Genomic DNA, 15,543 nt, shown 5'->3' on the forward strand with positions numbered 1-15,543 from the left:
CAGTCATCTTAGATCCTTCTATTCTAGTTGACGATCCTATACTTTCTATAGTGGCAATTCTCCGAAGCTCGTTGAGGTATTTGGATTTTTTTCCATCAATGATACTCCACATACCTTTGAAAGAGTCAATTTGACCAATGAGCTTGATTATTTCTTGGGTTGTTCGAAAATCGAATTGAAGTTTGCTCTCCATTAGATTATTTGAAAATTATCTATATTTTATCCAAATATAACATTTCTTTCAATCTATCTATAAATTATTCGTATTTTATTTGAATTAGGGGTAACGGCCAGCGACATCCAGAGTGCGACCGAGAGGGAGCATTATGTGATGACGCATGTTACCTTCTGTATTCTTTTTGTCGTAGTTAAATGAGAATAATTGTTCTTGAATGTAATAAGACATTATTCCCATCAATTATTTGTATTAAATACGTACCGGTTTGAAATCCATCTAACCCTATAGAAATGTGATTGTCTGTCAAAATTCTTTCAAATATTAACTGTCCTCCTACATCTATAAGTCTTATAACGTGGTTTTCCACATTAGTTCGATTTAGAAACTCTATATGTAATTCACTATTTGTTGGATTAGGATATATTTTAACTTGAGATATTTCTATTTGGTCTGTTGAAGTTGATTCTTCAATATCAATAATTAATGTGTCTGTTACTGTAATACTATCGTACACTGTGATATTCAATGTGTCAAACACTAGTACCGTATCAAATTTTATTTCATCGATAAAGTCAAATTGAGCGACTTTGGTTTTCACTGTAAATCCAGTTGGATTCTGCAGATTTCTGATAGTATCAGATGATACTTGAACATATTGTGGCAATAAAGAATCTTGACTGTTTCCTAACACGTTATAACTCAATGTATCAAACATCTCAATTGTTCTAGTAGAATTAAAATGTTCCTTTACTTCTAATTCAGTAAATGATTTACTCCACATATAAGCATCATCAATTACCCCACGAAAAAACCCAACCATACCATCGTTTCCCCGAATATCAACTCCTATTAATTTAGGAAAAGGGTTACGCAAAAGTGGCTCTTCTATCATGCTTTTGGATCCGACTAATTCTCCATTAACATAAAATCTGTACACATCTTTGTTGGTTGTAACGAGCATATGATGATAGACCGAATCAGCAAAATTAACTTCTGATCTTATTTCTTTCCAATCAGAGGCATTGTTTACACGAATCCAATAAGTACCACCTGAATTGTAGTAAGAATAACCTGAAAAATCACAATTATAAAAACAGCCTTTTGAAATAACAGCAGAAGTATCACTGAATCTATAATCAGAAACCCAAGCAGCAAAAGTAAATTCTTCGTAATTGATAGTATCTAATTCTATGTAGGCATTAGTACCGTTGAAGAATATTGCGGAATTCTCCTTACCAAAACGATCAGCAACAAGGATAGTATTTTGTCCCTTGCCATGATCACCAATTGGAGAGCTATCTAGTAAATTATTCTCAAATTTCCAATAGCCAACAAGAAGGTCATCGAGTGATTGAGTGTAGATATTTGTTGTAAAGAATACAATTACAACTGTAGTTAAGAGTTTATTCATGCTATTATTTTTTTTCTATATAGAAGGTAACGTTTCAGCCGCATCCGGAGCATGAGCGAAAGCGAAATGTTCCGTGATCGCGGCATGTTAATCACAGTTTCCGTTTGCAGTTTGAATAATCAAGTTTTGTGGTATTAATTCTATCTCAAAGTTAATAACTTTGTTAATCAATACTGATTCAGCAAACCCGACTTTGTATTTGTTAGGATACTTTTTGATATATGAATAAAACAGGTTGATTTCACTTTTCCTTTCTGTAATTTCCAAATTTAATAAATTATCAGCTACCTCATCAAATACCTTTCGGAACTTATTAATTATTGGATCTATTGGAAAAAACAGGTTATAATCTTTGAGATCGATCTTTAAGTATTTCGATAATGTGTTGTCATTAATAAGCAACAATTTATCGACATAAGGAGTCAACTTGTAATTAGATTTATTATGGGTTTTTTCAAAAGATAATTTACCTAGAATATACTTCTGATTATGTTGGCTAAAATTTCTTAGGCCATAGGCAAACCTATATTCAAAATTGTTTACATATGCAGAATTTAATATAGCCTTAGCTTCAATGTATTTTGTTGATGTTTCCCCAAAACTTTTGCGGTAGTAAATTTCAAAGTGATCAACAAAAACCTTGAATGAAGAAAATATGTTATTTATCACTCTATTTACATCTATAAGAGCTAATTCTCCGTAATCTGCGTGCGTACCAGGACTTGCAAGTTTTATTAAGTGTAAATCTAGAACCCTTTTATAATCTTCTAAATTAAAAAATACTTCTGTTGCTCTACGAAATTGATAATTCATCTCAAAGAGAATATCGTTAGCTTTCTTAAGCTCCCTATACAAGTAATTTGAAATCTCTTCAACAATATCTATTTCATCTAGCTCATTAACGGTGATAAAGTAATACTTTCCAGGGATTGGTTTGACCTTCAGTTTTGGATGCATTTTAAATGTGTTTATCCCAATTTCTCTTCTAAAGTTGAAATATGGTGTTTATACTTTTCTAAAACCTCAGGAAGATTTTGTTTTAAAATTTCTTTGATTCCAATTGCATAGTTTATCGCATTTTGATGTGGTGATATGCTTTTATCAATCACTGGTCTTACATATATTTTAACCCCTTCGAGTCTTGCTTCAAAATCATTATATTCTTCAAAATAATCCATATTTATATCAAAGAGAAGAATATAATAAGTTTGAATATTTTGCATCGCCAATCCCAAGTTTGTAAGTACATCTATTACAGGAATTTTAAAATATCTATCATACTCTATGTTTCTTATACTAGGAAATTGGTTTTGATGGACGGGAACTAAAGTCTCATCTTCATAGTCACATAAACCAGAAACATCCAAACAGTTGTAAAAATAATTTGAATTGAATGTTTGACATTTTACATTCTCTAATATCTTAATAAGAACATCAATATTTGCTAATGCTTCATCTATATTTTGCAGTAGATCTTCAGCTGCATAGAAATGATCCAAGATTTCTGCTTTAACATTTATCATAGTTTGTAGTTATATTTTTAAATTGTGATTAACTAACTTATATCCTTACAAAAATATATTCATCATAGGCTTTTTGAAAATTCTAGCCAACCTCAGCCACCTAAAACAGCATAGCACCAGCCATTTCTAGCATACTCACCTAATAATTAACATTCCTTGAAATTCGAAGAAGGGTGTAGTGTGTTTCGAAAGTCAGTTCATATGATGATTATTCACATCTAACATAAAACTTTCAATTTATTTAGCAAATGGATAAAGGAAATTCAAGGAATAATTTTACTGAAAAGAAGGCATCATTTACCTTTTGTTTTGAAAACTCTGGTAAAATCTTAGTTTAGGATATTCCAGGTAGGTACAGACCAGCCAGAGCTTATATTACTTGTCTGCAACTGGCTTTTCTATTTGGCTTTAGTGAATCCTCTCTCTTTCAACCATTCCGCCATTTTGTCCCAATAGCCATCGACATACTTAAAACTTCCATCCTTATTTTGAAGGATAAAATTATGCGTAACTCCTTTGATGGTCATTACTTGAAAGTCTTCGTTATCAAGGTCGGGACATATCTTTGTCCTAAGCTCAGCACTGGGTCGATAGGACCGGTTTCCTTCATTTTCTTTCAATATTCAGGGTCTAAATGAGTCCAATCGTTGAACGCTTTTTCAAACCAATCTTGTTTCAGACTAGCGTTACGGATAAAACTATTTATGGAATCGCTAGAAACATCTGTAAGGGCAAGGTTGAAGCCAGCGACCGTCTTCGGCCCATATTTCTTCTAGCAGATACTCGGTAAATTTATTTTCCGTAAGTAGTTTTTGTCTAGTTTTACTGGAGAATATTATCATTGAAGTTTGCTTTAGCCGAAGACTTATACCTTTTTCGGCGTTAAAAAGCTCGTATTGCCCGAACGCGATAACTTATACTCTTACTGTTAACGTTCTCTAAGCCACCTCCAAACTGCATTCCGTATGCTCTCACGATGCTTAACTCCGTAGAACTCCAGTAAAGAGCATTCTCGAATCCTCCAATATTATTGGGATCACCGGGGCCTGAATTACTGTTGTCTCCATCTGTATCAGCTAAATTCTCATACATCAGATTTAATTCATGCAATGACGGTAGATACCAGTCTGCATATCCTCCTTTCTCTAGCTCTGCACACATTCTTGCTGCGTAGATCTGACCATCGTCACTGATTGCCACGTGAGAAGAAATGATGATCGCCGTGTTCATTTCCCCTGCAAACACGCCATCTCCCTTGGCTTGAGTACTACCACTTGTACCCGCATACCATCTTACTCCCGCACTTACATCCGTAAGATCTGCTACGAGACCATGCTCTCCGGATTCATCTACATAAAAAACGATACCTCCTTGAGCCAAATCACCAATCTTATATTGACGCAAAGCCAGCGTACCGTCTGATTTTCTTACAACATTACCGGAAACGTCAGTCACGGTATCCATTACCGTTATCTTAGTTGTACCGTCTATTTCTACATTTTGTGCTTGAAGATTCAAACCTTGCAGGCTTATCAAAAAAGTTAAAAGTGCTAACGCTTTAATATTGATCATTCTTAACAAATTCATTTCTATTCTTTGAGTCTCAAAAATCTTACGGCATTGTCATAGAAAATGCCTTCTTTATCCTGTTCAGTTAGAAAGTCAAGACTATTTAAAAAATGGATTGACTTTTCAATAGCATATGGCCATACCATTTGGTCAGACCCAAACATCACCCGATCTAAGTAGCCCGCATGTTTTGCGTTCTTTAGAAATTCGGTAACCGTTCGCTGAGTATTGGGTTCAACCCATAGCATAACAGCTATATCAGTATATAATTGGGGATAATAGGCCATGAGTCGCAACGTATGTTCGTGCCACTCTTCTCCACCGTTATGCATCAAATAAATCCTCAGTTTCGGATAGTTTACCAAAACATCTTCAATCAAATACGGGTCACCCAACTTAAGTCTTGCTTTTGGAGCCCACGAATATGTTCCTCCTGGGTCGCCACCACCTGTATGCACTGCAACGGGAATATCATACTTTTCACAAATACGTAAATAGGGCTGCCAAATTGAATCGCTTAGTGTTGTACCACTATAATACGCCCCAACTTCTCCAAATACTTCAATTTTCTTGTCTATAACCATTTGCTCAAACTTAACACTGTCCATCCCATAATCATCCGGAGAAAAAATCAATATTCCCCTGATCACTCGATCAGTGCTATCCTTTGCGGCCCATTCTTCCACACTTTCAGGATTACCACTTACGACCGCTTTCACAATATTAAATTTATCAAGAGCTGCGAAGGTTTCAATCCGATGTATTTCGGCATTTGCAGCACCTTTCTTTCCATAGGAATCACTTGGTGGTTCACGTTCGCCAAAGTCAGCTTCTGAATAGGAATGAATATGCATGTCAATAATTTTAGTCTGGGAGAAAGCCGGTGATAATTGTACCAGGAAAGTAAGTATGACAAGGATTGTTCTGTTCATAAAATGTTGTTTTTAATTGTGCCTTAATGGTGATGAAGTGACTGTCGTGGTATTTTGGTAATAGCCATGAAGGGTAGTGTTTAATTTAGGGTTGAATTTGTTAAATGATATGCAGTGCTTTGTTTTCCTTGATTGATTCTCCATTGTTTATTTCTTCACCATTTACTCGCCACCTATTTTACAAAAATTCAATAGATTCAACTTCTATGGTTATGGCTTGGTTTTCTGTAATGAAAGAGGTGACCATAAATAGCTTTTCCATGTTTGTAGGCTTAAACTTATTGAGAGAGATATCATAAAACTGCCATTCGTTGGTTAAGGTAAGCTGCACTTTGGTTTCACTGCCATCAGTAGGATTGGTTATATCCTTAAGAGCTATATCGACTTTCTCACCCCCTTGAGTACCTCTTAACTTTAGCCTTAGAGTTTCAAAGTTTGAAAAGTCTTTCACCCTATTGGGGTCAGGAACACCATAACCCGTATAAAAATATAATACGGCCCAAGGTTCATTTTTAAACTGTATCGTCGCATGGCTTCCCAAAAATTGAAAATTAACGCCTTGACTATTATAGGCACTAGCTATTCCACGATCATAACCATGAGTAACATAGCCAGACCTCATCACTTTAGCATAGGGTGTATCGTCATATTCGTTGTAAACACGAGATAACTGATCAAGCGATTCTTGACTAAAGCTTGATTCTCCATCTATGATCATCTTCTTTAGAACATTACCGGTAATTATAATATTCTCGTACTTGATAATTAGCTCGTAGGGTACAAGGAAAACAGGTATAAGGGTGGGGTGAACCATAATATCATCAATCATTGCTTCATATCCTTCCCCTATCTCGGTTTGCCAGTCTCTCGAACCAGCATTAAAAAAGGCAAAGGTGCCAGGTAGATCCGCATTAAGAAACTCGTCAAATGAATTACGAATACTAATATTGTAATTATTTTCTGTGGTGATAAGATCATCTATTAGGTTATAATAGTTGAAAATGACTTTTTCTAAATCTGAGCCTTGAAGTTGGCTTAAAAATCCTGAACTTTTCAAGGATTCAAAGCCACTAAGATTTGGCGTTAAGTAGCGTGTTGTCCAAGCATCGTTGATCGCTCTAGAAACAAAATCGATGTTTTCTACGCTATAGGGGTAACCTGGTGAAAATTGTTCATCATACACTTCAGCACGAATTTGATAATACTCCGGATCCATACGCCGCCCTGCAAGACGCAATCTAGGGAAAATCTCAAGGCGTATGCTATTGATCTTTTCAGCCTTTTTAAGGTCACTTTCAATGTTTTGAGCAATGCTATTTAGGTAGCCCTGAAGCGTCTCACGATCTAATCGCTTTTGATTGGCATTATTGATCTGAATTGCTATCATAATACCTATCACAACAAGTACGATTTCTCCAAGAGCATACTTTAAATACTTTCCAGATTTCCCTCTTGAAAGTAAATCTTGTCTAATTTTTCTAAAAAATTTTATCATTGGTTTGCGGTTGGCTGTATTTCTGAGTAATAGCGTTAAAGGTCGTGCCCTATCGACAACAGGCATGACCGTATTCACGGCGTGTAAAGGTCCGTAGCTTTATCTCCTAAATATAGTTCTTCTGGACTTAAAACTTTGATTATACTATGTTTGAAGTCCTTTTTGTTTCTTGTAATGATTGCATCAATTGAATTACATAATTTAGCGCATTCATGTTGGACGGCATCCTCATAATCCTCTACTTTCGTTGTTAAGGCTGTAAGAAGTTCTTTTCTAGATACATCTTGAGTTTGAATTCTGTTGAGCAATATTCTTATCACTTTTTTTGTTCGTTTGGAGCCAATTTGTCTTTCTATAATATAATAACAAGTAAGCATTGAAAATGTAGATGTGATCAAGTGATATTTGCCCTCTTTCGCATCCATAAAAATTTTGATTGCCCACTTGGAAAATGGAAGTCGATTGGCCGTTAAGTCGATAAGAATGTTAGTATCAAGAAACAGATTCACCTATTTGTATTTTTCAGTCAAAATATTGCGTATCTCTTTTTTCTCATCAAAGTCAGCTGGTAATTCAATAACTCCGACTATTTGACTTAATTCATGATCGATTTCATCTGCATTTTGGTCTGTGATTCTTTCTAAATAAGTCTCTATAATATCAGAAAGACTTCGATTGGACCGTTTTGCATATTCCTTTGCTCGCTTGATAATCTGTCGATCGATGGACAATGTCAATTTTTTTTGCATACGTATACTTTTCACAAAAATACGTAATCTAAATTAGAAGGTCAATTTTTAATCGAGATGCTTCTTATGGGCTTACCTCTATGGACACTTACGAGATGGCGATATATAGAAGAGCGACGATAGGAAGTGTGATGGTTTATCTAGGTATTGTTTAGTCGTCGTAGTGAAATCTGCATTGTATAATTGAACATTTTCGATCAAAACCTTTCTTTCCACTGATTTTATAAACCAATCTATGCTCTTGAGTAATTCTTCTCGACCAAAATCCTCTCATTCCATATTTGAGTGGCTCTGGTTTGCCTATTCCTTTGAAAGGTGTATCTCTTATTGCCTTCAGTAATTCTTTAATTTTATTGACGATATCTTTATCCGTTTCTAGCCAGTACTCAAAATCTTCCCAGGCGTTAGTCGTAAATTCAATGAGCATGCGCTGTTATTACTAATCTAAATTGAATTTCACTGTACGATCGGACTTCAATTGATCGATAGATTCTTCAAGTCTATCTCTATTTGCTTTTGTTGAAAGAAGATATTCAGTTTCACGCAATGAATTATATTCTTTAATTGACATGATTACTATCGCATCATCGTCGTTATTGTTTCTCGGAACAATAATAACTTCAAGTGACTTACTGACAGCATCAAAATATGCTTTCATTTTTGACCTTAGAGAAGAGATTGAAACTGCTTTCATGATATAATATTTGTACTTCTAGTTGTACAAATATATGTACATCTTCTTTGAAAAACAAGTTGAATTGTAGATTAGCTTCAGTTATCTTATATAGTCCCTTCAGTTCTGCTATCTAATTATCTTATACCTGCAAAAGGCATTGGCTAACTTATCTCTCTACTTCTTCTTCTGGTCAGATTTTTCGAGGTGACTCTTTATCATCGACAGCATTCTTTTGGCATTTGCACCGGTCACCCCCGCAGGGTCCATGGTAATCACTTTATTGTAAAGTTCAATAGCCTTATCCGTGTCTCCTGATTTGAAATAGCCTTCCGCTAAACTATCCCATGTATTGGCAGAATCAGGGAAAAGTTGGGTATTCATGTCAAACACAAACATCGCTTCCTTATTTCTTCCTTGGTTCATAAGACGGTAACCTGCACTATTCAATTCACCTTCAAAATCAAAAAACTGATACTGAGGATCGTTCACTAATCGAAGGGTCTCAGATTTGAGTTTTTCAATATCTCCAGCTTCAAATAAGGTTGTAAGGTGTTGCATCGGATCCAGAATGAAATCATCATCTTCAAAACTCAGCGCTGTCGCTAGTGCCGGATCAAGGTTATTTTTGTACTCTTCAAAAGTCATTTCTACTGCGACGTGTGGAGCAGTCCATTGCGCTCCTTCCCATTGGGGTTTGTCCTGCCACCATGCAAATGAGAGAAATAAAGGTATCTTGCTATTTGGTAATTCTAATCGATTATTATCTCCATAAAAATTGACATTTTCTGAGGATGGCTCTCCAACAAAGATCACGTTGGTATAATTGTCCAATTCATTGATCAAGTTTTGACATGCTGAGAAAGTTCGGCGTCCTATAATCACGATGAACTTACCGACTTGATTGATTTTTTCAGTCTCAATAACTCCGGTGACAACCGCTTTATTTTTATAATTATTTCCACCTCCATTCAGCCTTACATCGAGTACCAATCGATCGACATCGTTGTTTTCTATGAAATCGAACACCTTTTCATAAAAAGCAGGAATGTTCTCTTCCGGATCATCCTGAATCTGACTTTGTCTTACATACACCGTTTTTTCATCCGGCAAATATTCATAATAGTAAATTTTATCCAGATTCTTTAGATAGTGTGGCGTTTTTGTTTGATCGCGTGCATCTACATAATCTTCTGACTGAGTAACAAAACCGTATTGAGTGTCCAGGTTTTCACCAGATGGTAAAGCCTCAATCACAGAAATAAATTGTTGGCCATTTTTTTCCACAACTATTTCAACGGAATCGGATAATTGCGGAATCACTTTCTGTGCATGCAGTACCGCAGGCATTGACAAATAGCGGAGTCCATAAGCTTTAAAGTATTGATCATTTTCATTCGGAGGTACAGGGTAAATAGCTTTTAAAGCATCTGCGGTTTTCATAGTACCAATTTGAAGGACCTTTGCTCCCACAACTTCTTCGTAATCCTTGTGTGCACCTTGAATGTATAATCCGTCTTTAAAAAGATAGAAGTTAACGGGTAGCTGGCGAAAGATACTATTGTTGTGTCTGAATCCCAGGGCCGTGTGGCCATACTTAAAGGAAGAAATAAGTCTGGCAAAGCCAACTACGATCTCGTGGGCTTGCAAGTCGGGAATTTCCTTGCTGAGCACCTCCACCGCATGGTCAAATTCTTCAGCAGTGGTCTTCTGGAATAGAAATGGATAGTCAGTATGTATGGTTTTTTGAATGAACCTAAGATCCTGTTCCCATTGCTGATCGGTCAAGTCATACTGGGCTACCATTTGAAATGACAGGAGCGCCAGAATAGAAATAATTATCGTTTTCATATTGGAATTTAATTGATCAATTTAATTTAAAGACGGCTAACAGAATGAAAGGTTGCAAGAAATCTTGACGTTCGGCTAAGTGCTTTTGAGGGTTTGGTATAACATCATAGCAGCAAGCGTCGTTCCGACGAAGGAGGAATGATCGCTTTTGCTGCATGTTATAGATCGGCGTTAGTTTGGCTGTAATTCTGTTGAACTAAGCTGTTTACCAATTTTCCTGATTGCATTTTCAATCTTACTTACCTGTTTAAGACTTGGAAACTTGATTCCTTTTGCATATTGTCTTAAAAGACTTGAATTCATTCCAATGCGTTTTGCAAGGGTTGAAATGTTGATGAAGTCATTAACTAGGAAGAACTCTTGAATATCCATAACCAGTTCAAAATTATAATTTGGTATTGGCTTGCTTGAATCTTCGAAGTATAATTTCAATGCTTCCTTCATGTTTGTTTTTAGTTGATCAATCGTTTCTCCGAACGAGGTAACTAAATCATCTTTAAAATCAATTCTTCCCCAAAATCCATCTTCTCCTTTTTCAATTATTAGTTTATATGTTTTCATTTTAATCCAGCTTGTTTAAGAATACTGTTTGCAGTACCTGTCGGAACTTCTTAGCCGCTATGATACGGGAAAACAATTGTGTTTTTAACTCCTTCTTTTCGAAGTATTTTATGACTTCCTTTTTGTCGGATTTCTTTCCAACCGTTTTTCTTTAGCTTTTTAAATAGCTCATCGCATTTCATGACTAAAGGTAACAATAATGTTACTAGAAATCAAACCGATTTGCTTTTTTTCTAGTCATCTCTTCCTTGCGAACAAAATAGATATCTCGAGAATTGATGTGGCCACAATCATTCTCCTAAATCATTGAAATTCAGTGTGACCATATTCCTAGGTTCCAAGGGCTGATATTTTAAATCTCATGTTTACTGTGTAAGATGTGTCAAGATTTCTTTCTTTGCTCAGCTACGTATTGCGCATAGTCGAAGCCTGCGTTTTTTGGAATCCCAAAAGATGGAAAATTCATTATTTGGGTTGCTTCATCGCCATAAAAGAAATTCAATTTTAAGTTATAGTCTTCGGAATTTTGATTTTGATCGTAATACTGCCTTAGCCACTCTACATTTTTGAGTTTCACTCTTGACAATTGTTGGTTACAAGTCACATTGACATAAACTTCCTGTTCAAAATAATCATGAAGGGTTGCAGGTTTGCCATTTTCTATCCAATAAACGGTTCTGTATACATATGCTTTTGTTCTTTGAATGATATCTTCTTCGCTTACAGATGATTCGCTTGTATAGAAAATGGGTGTGAATATAATCCGTAACGGCATAAGGGGACCATGCACCTTCAACATCGTCGACCAAATTGATGGCCACTTGAATCGTACGATCCGACGTGTCTTTTAATTTCAAATTGATTTCTCGAAGGCATTGACTTACCAATTCCTCTGCCTCCAGAGCTATTAATTGCTTTAATTTATTCAGAGCCAGTTCTTTACCCATAGGATTGAATCCTGCAATAGGCAAAAGCATATCATTTTTATTGGCACCTTGTAATAAATACAAATACTTTTCAAAACGCTCACGATTTCCAGGCAGCTTGTATAACTCCAGAACTTGATCCAGAACTTTTAATAAGATAAATTTCATATTGGGTGTTTAGCTATTTATTCCCTCACCAGAAAACGCCCGGGTCGTTCAGCAGTCATTTGCTCATCTTTCAATACAAATTGACCATTGACCAGGACGTGAATCACACCTGTAGAAAATCGATTAGGTTCCGAATAAGTTGATCGATCAATAATGCGTTCAGGATCAAAGACAACAATATCAGCCGGGAGGCCATCCTCAATTTTTCCTCTTGAAAGAAGCCCTACAAAATCAGCTGGAAGTGAGGTCATTTTCCGAATGGCTTCTTCCATAGTCAACAGACCTTCATCGCGAACATACTTACCCAACACTCTGGGAAAGGTGCCCGTAGACCTCGGATGCCCAATCTTAGGATCATCTTCTGTTACTAAAAACCCATCGCTTGCAATCATATTCCAGGGCTGGATCAATAGCGCACGAAGATCTTCTTCTGCTACCCCACCCTTGACCTGGACAGGTTGTGTTGCGTCCAATATTAATTGGGCGATCAGATCAAATGGATCCATTTGTTGGTCAAGCGCAATTTCTGAAATGTATTGACCCACCAAATCTGGATAATCATAACTATCTACGATTCTAAAACCATCATATCCAATGGCTTTGACCCAGGAAAAGCCATTATTGATGCCATTCTCTGTAAACTTCTTTGCCTGTTTCCTTGCAATTTCCGAGGTCAAGTGAGGACTCATATCTGCCATTGGATTTTGCAACAATGGAAAATTCACGGAAGGGTTTCCCGTTGGGATGATGATGCTTCTTAAGGTCAACTGTCCGCCAGCGCCGTCATATGGATATTGATCTGAAACCAGAACTAGTCCATCGGCTCGTTTTTGATCGACATAGGCTATCAATTCTTTTGTTTTTCCTTTGTTCTGAAGCCCGACTGCCTTGATATGGCCCATTTTTGCAGGAATATTGGCCTTTTCGGCTATGTCAATGACCTCCATATTGGAAGCCAGCCAATGATGTACAGGATTTCGTACATGCGAATCGTATATGCCATTATATCGTGCGGCAACCTTGGACAATGCGATGATTTCTTCGGTTTCACTGAACATACCTGGAGGATACATAAGCCCCGTGGAGAGTCCCAATGCTCCCAGTTTCATGGCTTCCTCGATGTCTGCTTTCATTTTGTCCAATTCTTCCGTTGTAGGTTTTCGCTGTTGATCACTTCCCATGGCAGCTTTTCTAACTCCATTATGACCAATATATCCCGCTACATTTGTTCCGGACCCTATCTTAGGAATGGTATCTTGAAACATTTTAAAATCATCCAAACTCCAGTATCCATCGGGGCTTCCCACAACTGTAGTGACTCCCTGCCTGATAAAGCATTCATTGCTATTCCTTTCAGGATTAATGATTCCTTCTGGCGTGTGACTATGAACGTCGACAAAGCCGGGAGCAATCACAAGTCCGTTCGCATCGATAATTTCTTCAGCTTGAAATTTTTGATTGTTGTCAAGCACAAACATCTTTCCTTCCTTGATCCCTATATGGCCTTTTTTTGGAGCATTGCCCAATCCGTCATAGATCTGTCCGTCTCGAATGACGATGCTAAAGGATGCAGTTGGCTTACAAGAAACCAATAATAGCAAAAGAGCTATTCCCGCCCAAAAATTAGTTGATATGGTCTGATTCATATGGATTTTATTTTTTTGACCATTATTGTTCATACTTCTGAGCAAAGCTGACCATCTCTTTTATCAGCGGTGCGATATGTTGGCCTCTATCAGAAATAGAATAGGCTACCCTTGGCGGAAACTCATCATAATCCTTCCGCTTTGCCAGATCATTCATCACCAAAATTTTCAATTCCTGGATTAACATTTTTTCACTGATGTCCGGAATCAGTCGCTTCAGTTCACTGAGTCTCAACTCATCATGGGTCAACAGTTGCTGGAGAATGACCAATTTCCATTTGCCCCCTATCAATTCTGAGGTAGTTCTTATCGGACATCGAGGCGTCACATATATTTTCTCTTCCTTCATACACACCAAAAGGTTAGTGTACTAAAGATAGTCCGCTTTGCGCAAACAACCTAAGTTTGTGTCATCAAGTAAAATAAACTTACGATGAAAAGCAAAATTGCGTTATTGGGAGCTACAGGGCAGACAGGATCAGTCTTTCTGGAAAAAGCACTTGCCGAAGGATATACGGTCAAGGCTTTGGTTCGCAAACCCGACAAAGTAAAGGTTAAACACGAAAATCTGCATGTGGTGCAGGGCGATGTATTAAATCAGAACGACGTAGACGAACTGATTCAGGATACTGATGTAGTGGTCAGTCTCTTTGGTCATGTCAAAGGATCTCCTGAATGGTTACAGACCCATGGAACCAAAAATATCGTCTCTTCGATGAAGAAGGAAGGAGTAGAAAAAATCATTTCTTTGTCTGGCGGAGGACTCCCATTTCCCGAGAAGGACCAACCCAAATTTGTGGACAAAATGATTCGTTTTATCATGAAAGTAGCGGTGCCCAAAATTTTGAATGATGCCATTGCGCACCACAAAGTACTGGAAGAAAGCAATCTTAACTGGCTTATCGTGCGCGGACCAAGGTTGACCAATGATCCACCAAAGGGTACCTATCGTGTGGGATGGGTGGGTGTTAATGCCAGCACAAAAATAGCCAGAGCTGATTTGGCCGATTTTATTTTGAAACAGGTTGAATCAGATGAGTTTCTGAATCAAATGCCTTTCGTGAGCTATTGATGCTCGCTCAACACCTCACTGACTGTAGCGGTCATTTGATTGAAAGTGAGCTGTTCATGATTGGTCAAGGCATAGGCTTTGTTGACATGATCTTCTGTCTTTGTCAATATTTGTGCTGCTGTTCTCCCCACGTCGTCGAGATCAATGACGGTAAATTTGGCCTTGCCGGCGGGAAGGAAGACTTGTTTTTTTGTGATGATGTCAGCTCTTAATCGTTGTGAAGTTTTGCATAAAATAGGCAGGTCTCAAAAAGGTATAAGGAAGCGAGCTGTTGATGATCAGTTTCTCAATCTTGTGGTATGGAATGAATTTGCTTTTTTCTGCACCCTGAACAGACAGAAAAACAATGTGCTGGATTTGCTCTTCCAGTGCCATGGAAATGACAGGATCAAAGTACTTGTTGACATCTGCCAGTTGTGGTGGTCGGAGCAGGAAAAGAATCTCCGTTTTCTCTAAAGCTGCCTTAATACTGTGTTGATCCTCAAAATCAAAAGGAACGGCTTCTACATTAGCAGGAAGTATTTCACTGTCTTTTTTTACATCTCTGACTCCTGCCAAGATCCTGAAATCTTGCCTTTCAGAAAGCAGATGATCAAGCACTGCGCTTCCAACATTTCCAGTTGCTCCTGTGATCAATATGAGGCTCATCTTTCTGTTTTACTGCTGAAAAAAGGGTTGTTGATATCTGAGTACTAGGATCCTTTGTAAAAGTAAACATTAAAGGCGGGAAGGATTCAACGTTTCTGGATGAAGTAAAACAAAGCCCTGCTTGGCCTAAAATACTACTTA

21 protein-coding genes and 1 pseudogene are annotated in these 15,543 nt (G+C 37.3%); 1 reads left to right on the forward strand and 21 read right to left on the reverse strand.

Features of this window, described 5'->3' with window-relative positions; all coding sequences use genetic code 11:
• The 19 genes and pseudogenes from L2567_RS18615 to L2567_RS18700 all read right to left on the reverse strand — a co-directional run.
• Positions 1-193: pseudogene (locus L2567_RS18615) on the reverse strand (Fic family protein); the annotation flags it as partial.
• A 175-nt stretch (positions 194-368) separates the two neighbouring features.
• Positions 369-1,589 (reverse strand): LamG-like jellyroll fold domain-containing protein, encoded by a 1,221-nt coding sequence (locus L2567_RS18620; RefSeq protein ID WP_235299362.1) that lies wholly within the window; start codon positions 1,587-1,589, stop codon positions 369-371.
• Positions 1,590-1,676: 87 nt separating this feature from the next.
• On the reverse strand, positions 1,677-2,546 hold the full coding sequence (locus tag L2567_RS18625; RefSeq protein WP_235299363.1) for a hypothetical protein: 870 nt from the start codon (positions 2,544-2,546) through the stop codon (positions 1,677-1,679).
• Positions 2,547-2,557: 11 nt separating this feature from the next.
• Positions 2,558-3,112, reverse strand: coding sequence for a hypothetical protein (locus L2567_RS18630; RefSeq protein WP_235299364.1), 555 nt, complete (start codon positions 3,110-3,112; stop codon positions 2,558-2,560).
• A gap of 398 nt (positions 3,113-3,510) precedes the next feature.
• Positions 3,511-3,732 carry a hypothetical protein gene (locus tag L2567_RS18635; RefSeq protein ID WP_235299365.1) on the reverse strand — a complete coding sequence of 74 codons (222 nt, stop codon included), beginning with the start codon at positions 3,730-3,732 and terminating at the stop codon, positions 3,511-3,513.
• A gap of 262 nt (positions 3,733-3,994) precedes the next feature.
• The gene (locus L2567_RS18640) at positions 3,995-4,684 is read right to left on the reverse strand and encodes an Lcl domain-containing protein (RefSeq protein WP_235299366.1); all 690 of its coding nucleotides are present in this window, start codon (positions 4,682-4,684) and stop codon (positions 3,995-3,997) included.
• Positions 4,685-4,701: 17 nt separating this feature from the next.
• On the reverse strand, positions 4,702-5,613 hold the full coding sequence (locus L2567_RS18645) for an amidohydrolase family protein (RefSeq protein ID WP_235299367.1): 912 nt from the start codon (positions 5,611-5,613) through the stop codon (positions 4,702-4,704).
• A gap of 178 nt (positions 5,614-5,791) precedes the next feature.
• Positions 5,792-7,108 carry a DUF6090 family protein gene (locus L2567_RS18650; RefSeq protein ID WP_235299368.1) on the reverse strand — a complete coding sequence of 439 codons (1,317 nt, stop codon included), beginning with the start codon at positions 7,106-7,108 and terminating at the stop codon, positions 5,792-5,794.
• A gap of 74 nt (positions 7,109-7,182) precedes the next feature.
• Complete coding sequence (locus L2567_RS18655) at positions 7,183-7,617, reverse strand: type II toxin-antitoxin system VapC family toxin (protein ID WP_235299369.1); 435 nt, start codon at positions 7,615-7,617, stop codon at positions 7,183-7,185.
• Positions 7,618-7,857: a DUF6364 family protein gene (locus L2567_RS18660; protein ID WP_235299370.1), complete on the reverse strand. Its 240-nt coding sequence runs from the start codon at positions 7,855-7,857 to the stop codon at positions 7,618-7,620.
• A gap of 151 nt (positions 7,858-8,008) precedes the next feature.
• Complete coding sequence (locus L2567_RS18665) at positions 8,009-8,284, reverse strand: Txe/YoeB family addiction module toxin (protein ID WP_235299371.1); 276 nt, start codon at positions 8,282-8,284, stop codon at positions 8,009-8,011.
• 12 nt (positions 8,285-8,296) lie between these two features.
• Positions 8,297-8,551 (reverse strand): type II toxin-antitoxin system Phd/YefM family antitoxin, encoded by a 255-nt coding sequence (locus L2567_RS18670; RefSeq protein ID WP_235299372.1) that lies wholly within the window; start codon positions 8,549-8,551, stop codon positions 8,297-8,299.
• Positions 8,552-8,707: 156 nt separating this feature from the next.
• The gene (locus L2567_RS18675; protein ID WP_235299373.1) at positions 8,708-10,381 is read right to left on the reverse strand and encodes a hypothetical protein; all 1,674 of its coding nucleotides are present in this window, start codon (positions 10,379-10,381) and stop codon (positions 8,708-8,710) included.
• Positions 10,382-10,552: 171 nt separating this feature from the next.
• Positions 10,553-10,942 (reverse strand): type II toxin-antitoxin system HicB family antitoxin, encoded by a 390-nt coding sequence (locus L2567_RS18680; RefSeq protein WP_235299374.1) that lies wholly within the window; start codon positions 10,940-10,942, stop codon positions 10,553-10,555.
• A gap of 50 nt (positions 10,943-10,992) precedes the next feature.
• Positions 10,993-11,124 (reverse strand): type II toxin-antitoxin system HicA family toxin, encoded by a 132-nt coding sequence (locus L2567_RS21370; RefSeq protein ID WP_406626727.1) that lies wholly within the window; start codon positions 11,122-11,124, stop codon positions 10,993-10,995.
• Between the two features lie 200 nt (positions 11,125-11,324).
• The gene (locus L2567_RS18685; protein ID WP_235299375.1) at positions 11,325-11,519 is read right to left on the reverse strand and encodes a hypothetical protein; all 195 of its coding nucleotides are present in this window, start codon (positions 11,517-11,519) and stop codon (positions 11,325-11,327) included.
• 55 nt (positions 11,520-11,574) lie between these two features.
• Entirely contained in the window at positions 11,575-12,036 is a 462-nt protein-coding gene (locus L2567_RS18690) for a hypothetical protein (RefSeq protein WP_235299376.1), read from the reverse strand.
• Between the two features lie 17 nt (positions 12,037-12,053).
• Positions 12,054-13,682: an N-acyl-D-amino-acid deacylase family protein gene (locus L2567_RS18695; protein ID WP_235299377.1), complete on the reverse strand. Its 1,629-nt coding sequence runs from the start codon at positions 13,680-13,682 to the stop codon at positions 12,054-12,056.
• A 22-nt stretch (positions 13,683-13,704) separates the two neighbouring features.
• Positions 13,705-14,031 carry a winged helix-turn-helix transcriptional regulator gene (locus L2567_RS18700; RefSeq protein WP_235299378.1) on the reverse strand — a complete coding sequence of 109 codons (327 nt, stop codon included), beginning with the start codon at positions 14,029-14,031 and terminating at the stop codon, positions 13,705-13,707.
• Between the two features lie 84 nt (positions 14,032-14,115).
• Here L2567_RS18700 and L2567_RS18705 point away from each other — a divergent pair, with 84 nt between their 5' ends.
• A complete protein-coding gene (locus L2567_RS18705) occupies positions 14,116-14,754 on the forward strand; it encodes an NAD(P)-dependent oxidoreductase (protein WP_235299379.1) in 639 nt (212 codons plus the stop codon).
• On the opposite strand, the gene L2567_RS18710 is transcribed toward L2567_RS18705, so the two are convergent.
• Together L2567_RS18710 and L2567_RS18715 are read right to left on the reverse strand one after the other, a co-directional pair.
• A complete protein-coding gene (locus tag L2567_RS18710) occupies positions 14,748-14,885 on the reverse strand; it encodes a hypothetical protein (protein WP_235299380.1) in 138 nt (45 codons plus the stop codon). The genes L2567_RS18705 and L2567_RS18710 overlap by 7 nt on opposite strands.
• A gap of 70 nt (positions 14,886-14,955) precedes the next feature.
• Positions 14,956-15,402, reverse strand: coding sequence for an SDR family oxidoreductase (locus L2567_RS18715; RefSeq protein ID WP_235299381.1), 447 nt, complete (start codon positions 15,400-15,402; stop codon positions 14,956-14,958).
• Between the last annotated feature and the right edge of the window lie 141 nt (positions 15,403-15,543).

It is taken from the genome of Portibacter marinus (genome assembly GCF_021533195.1).
Classification (GTDB): domain Bacteria; phylum Bacteroidota; class Bacteroidia; order Chitinophagales; family Saprospiraceae; genus Portibacter; species Portibacter marinus.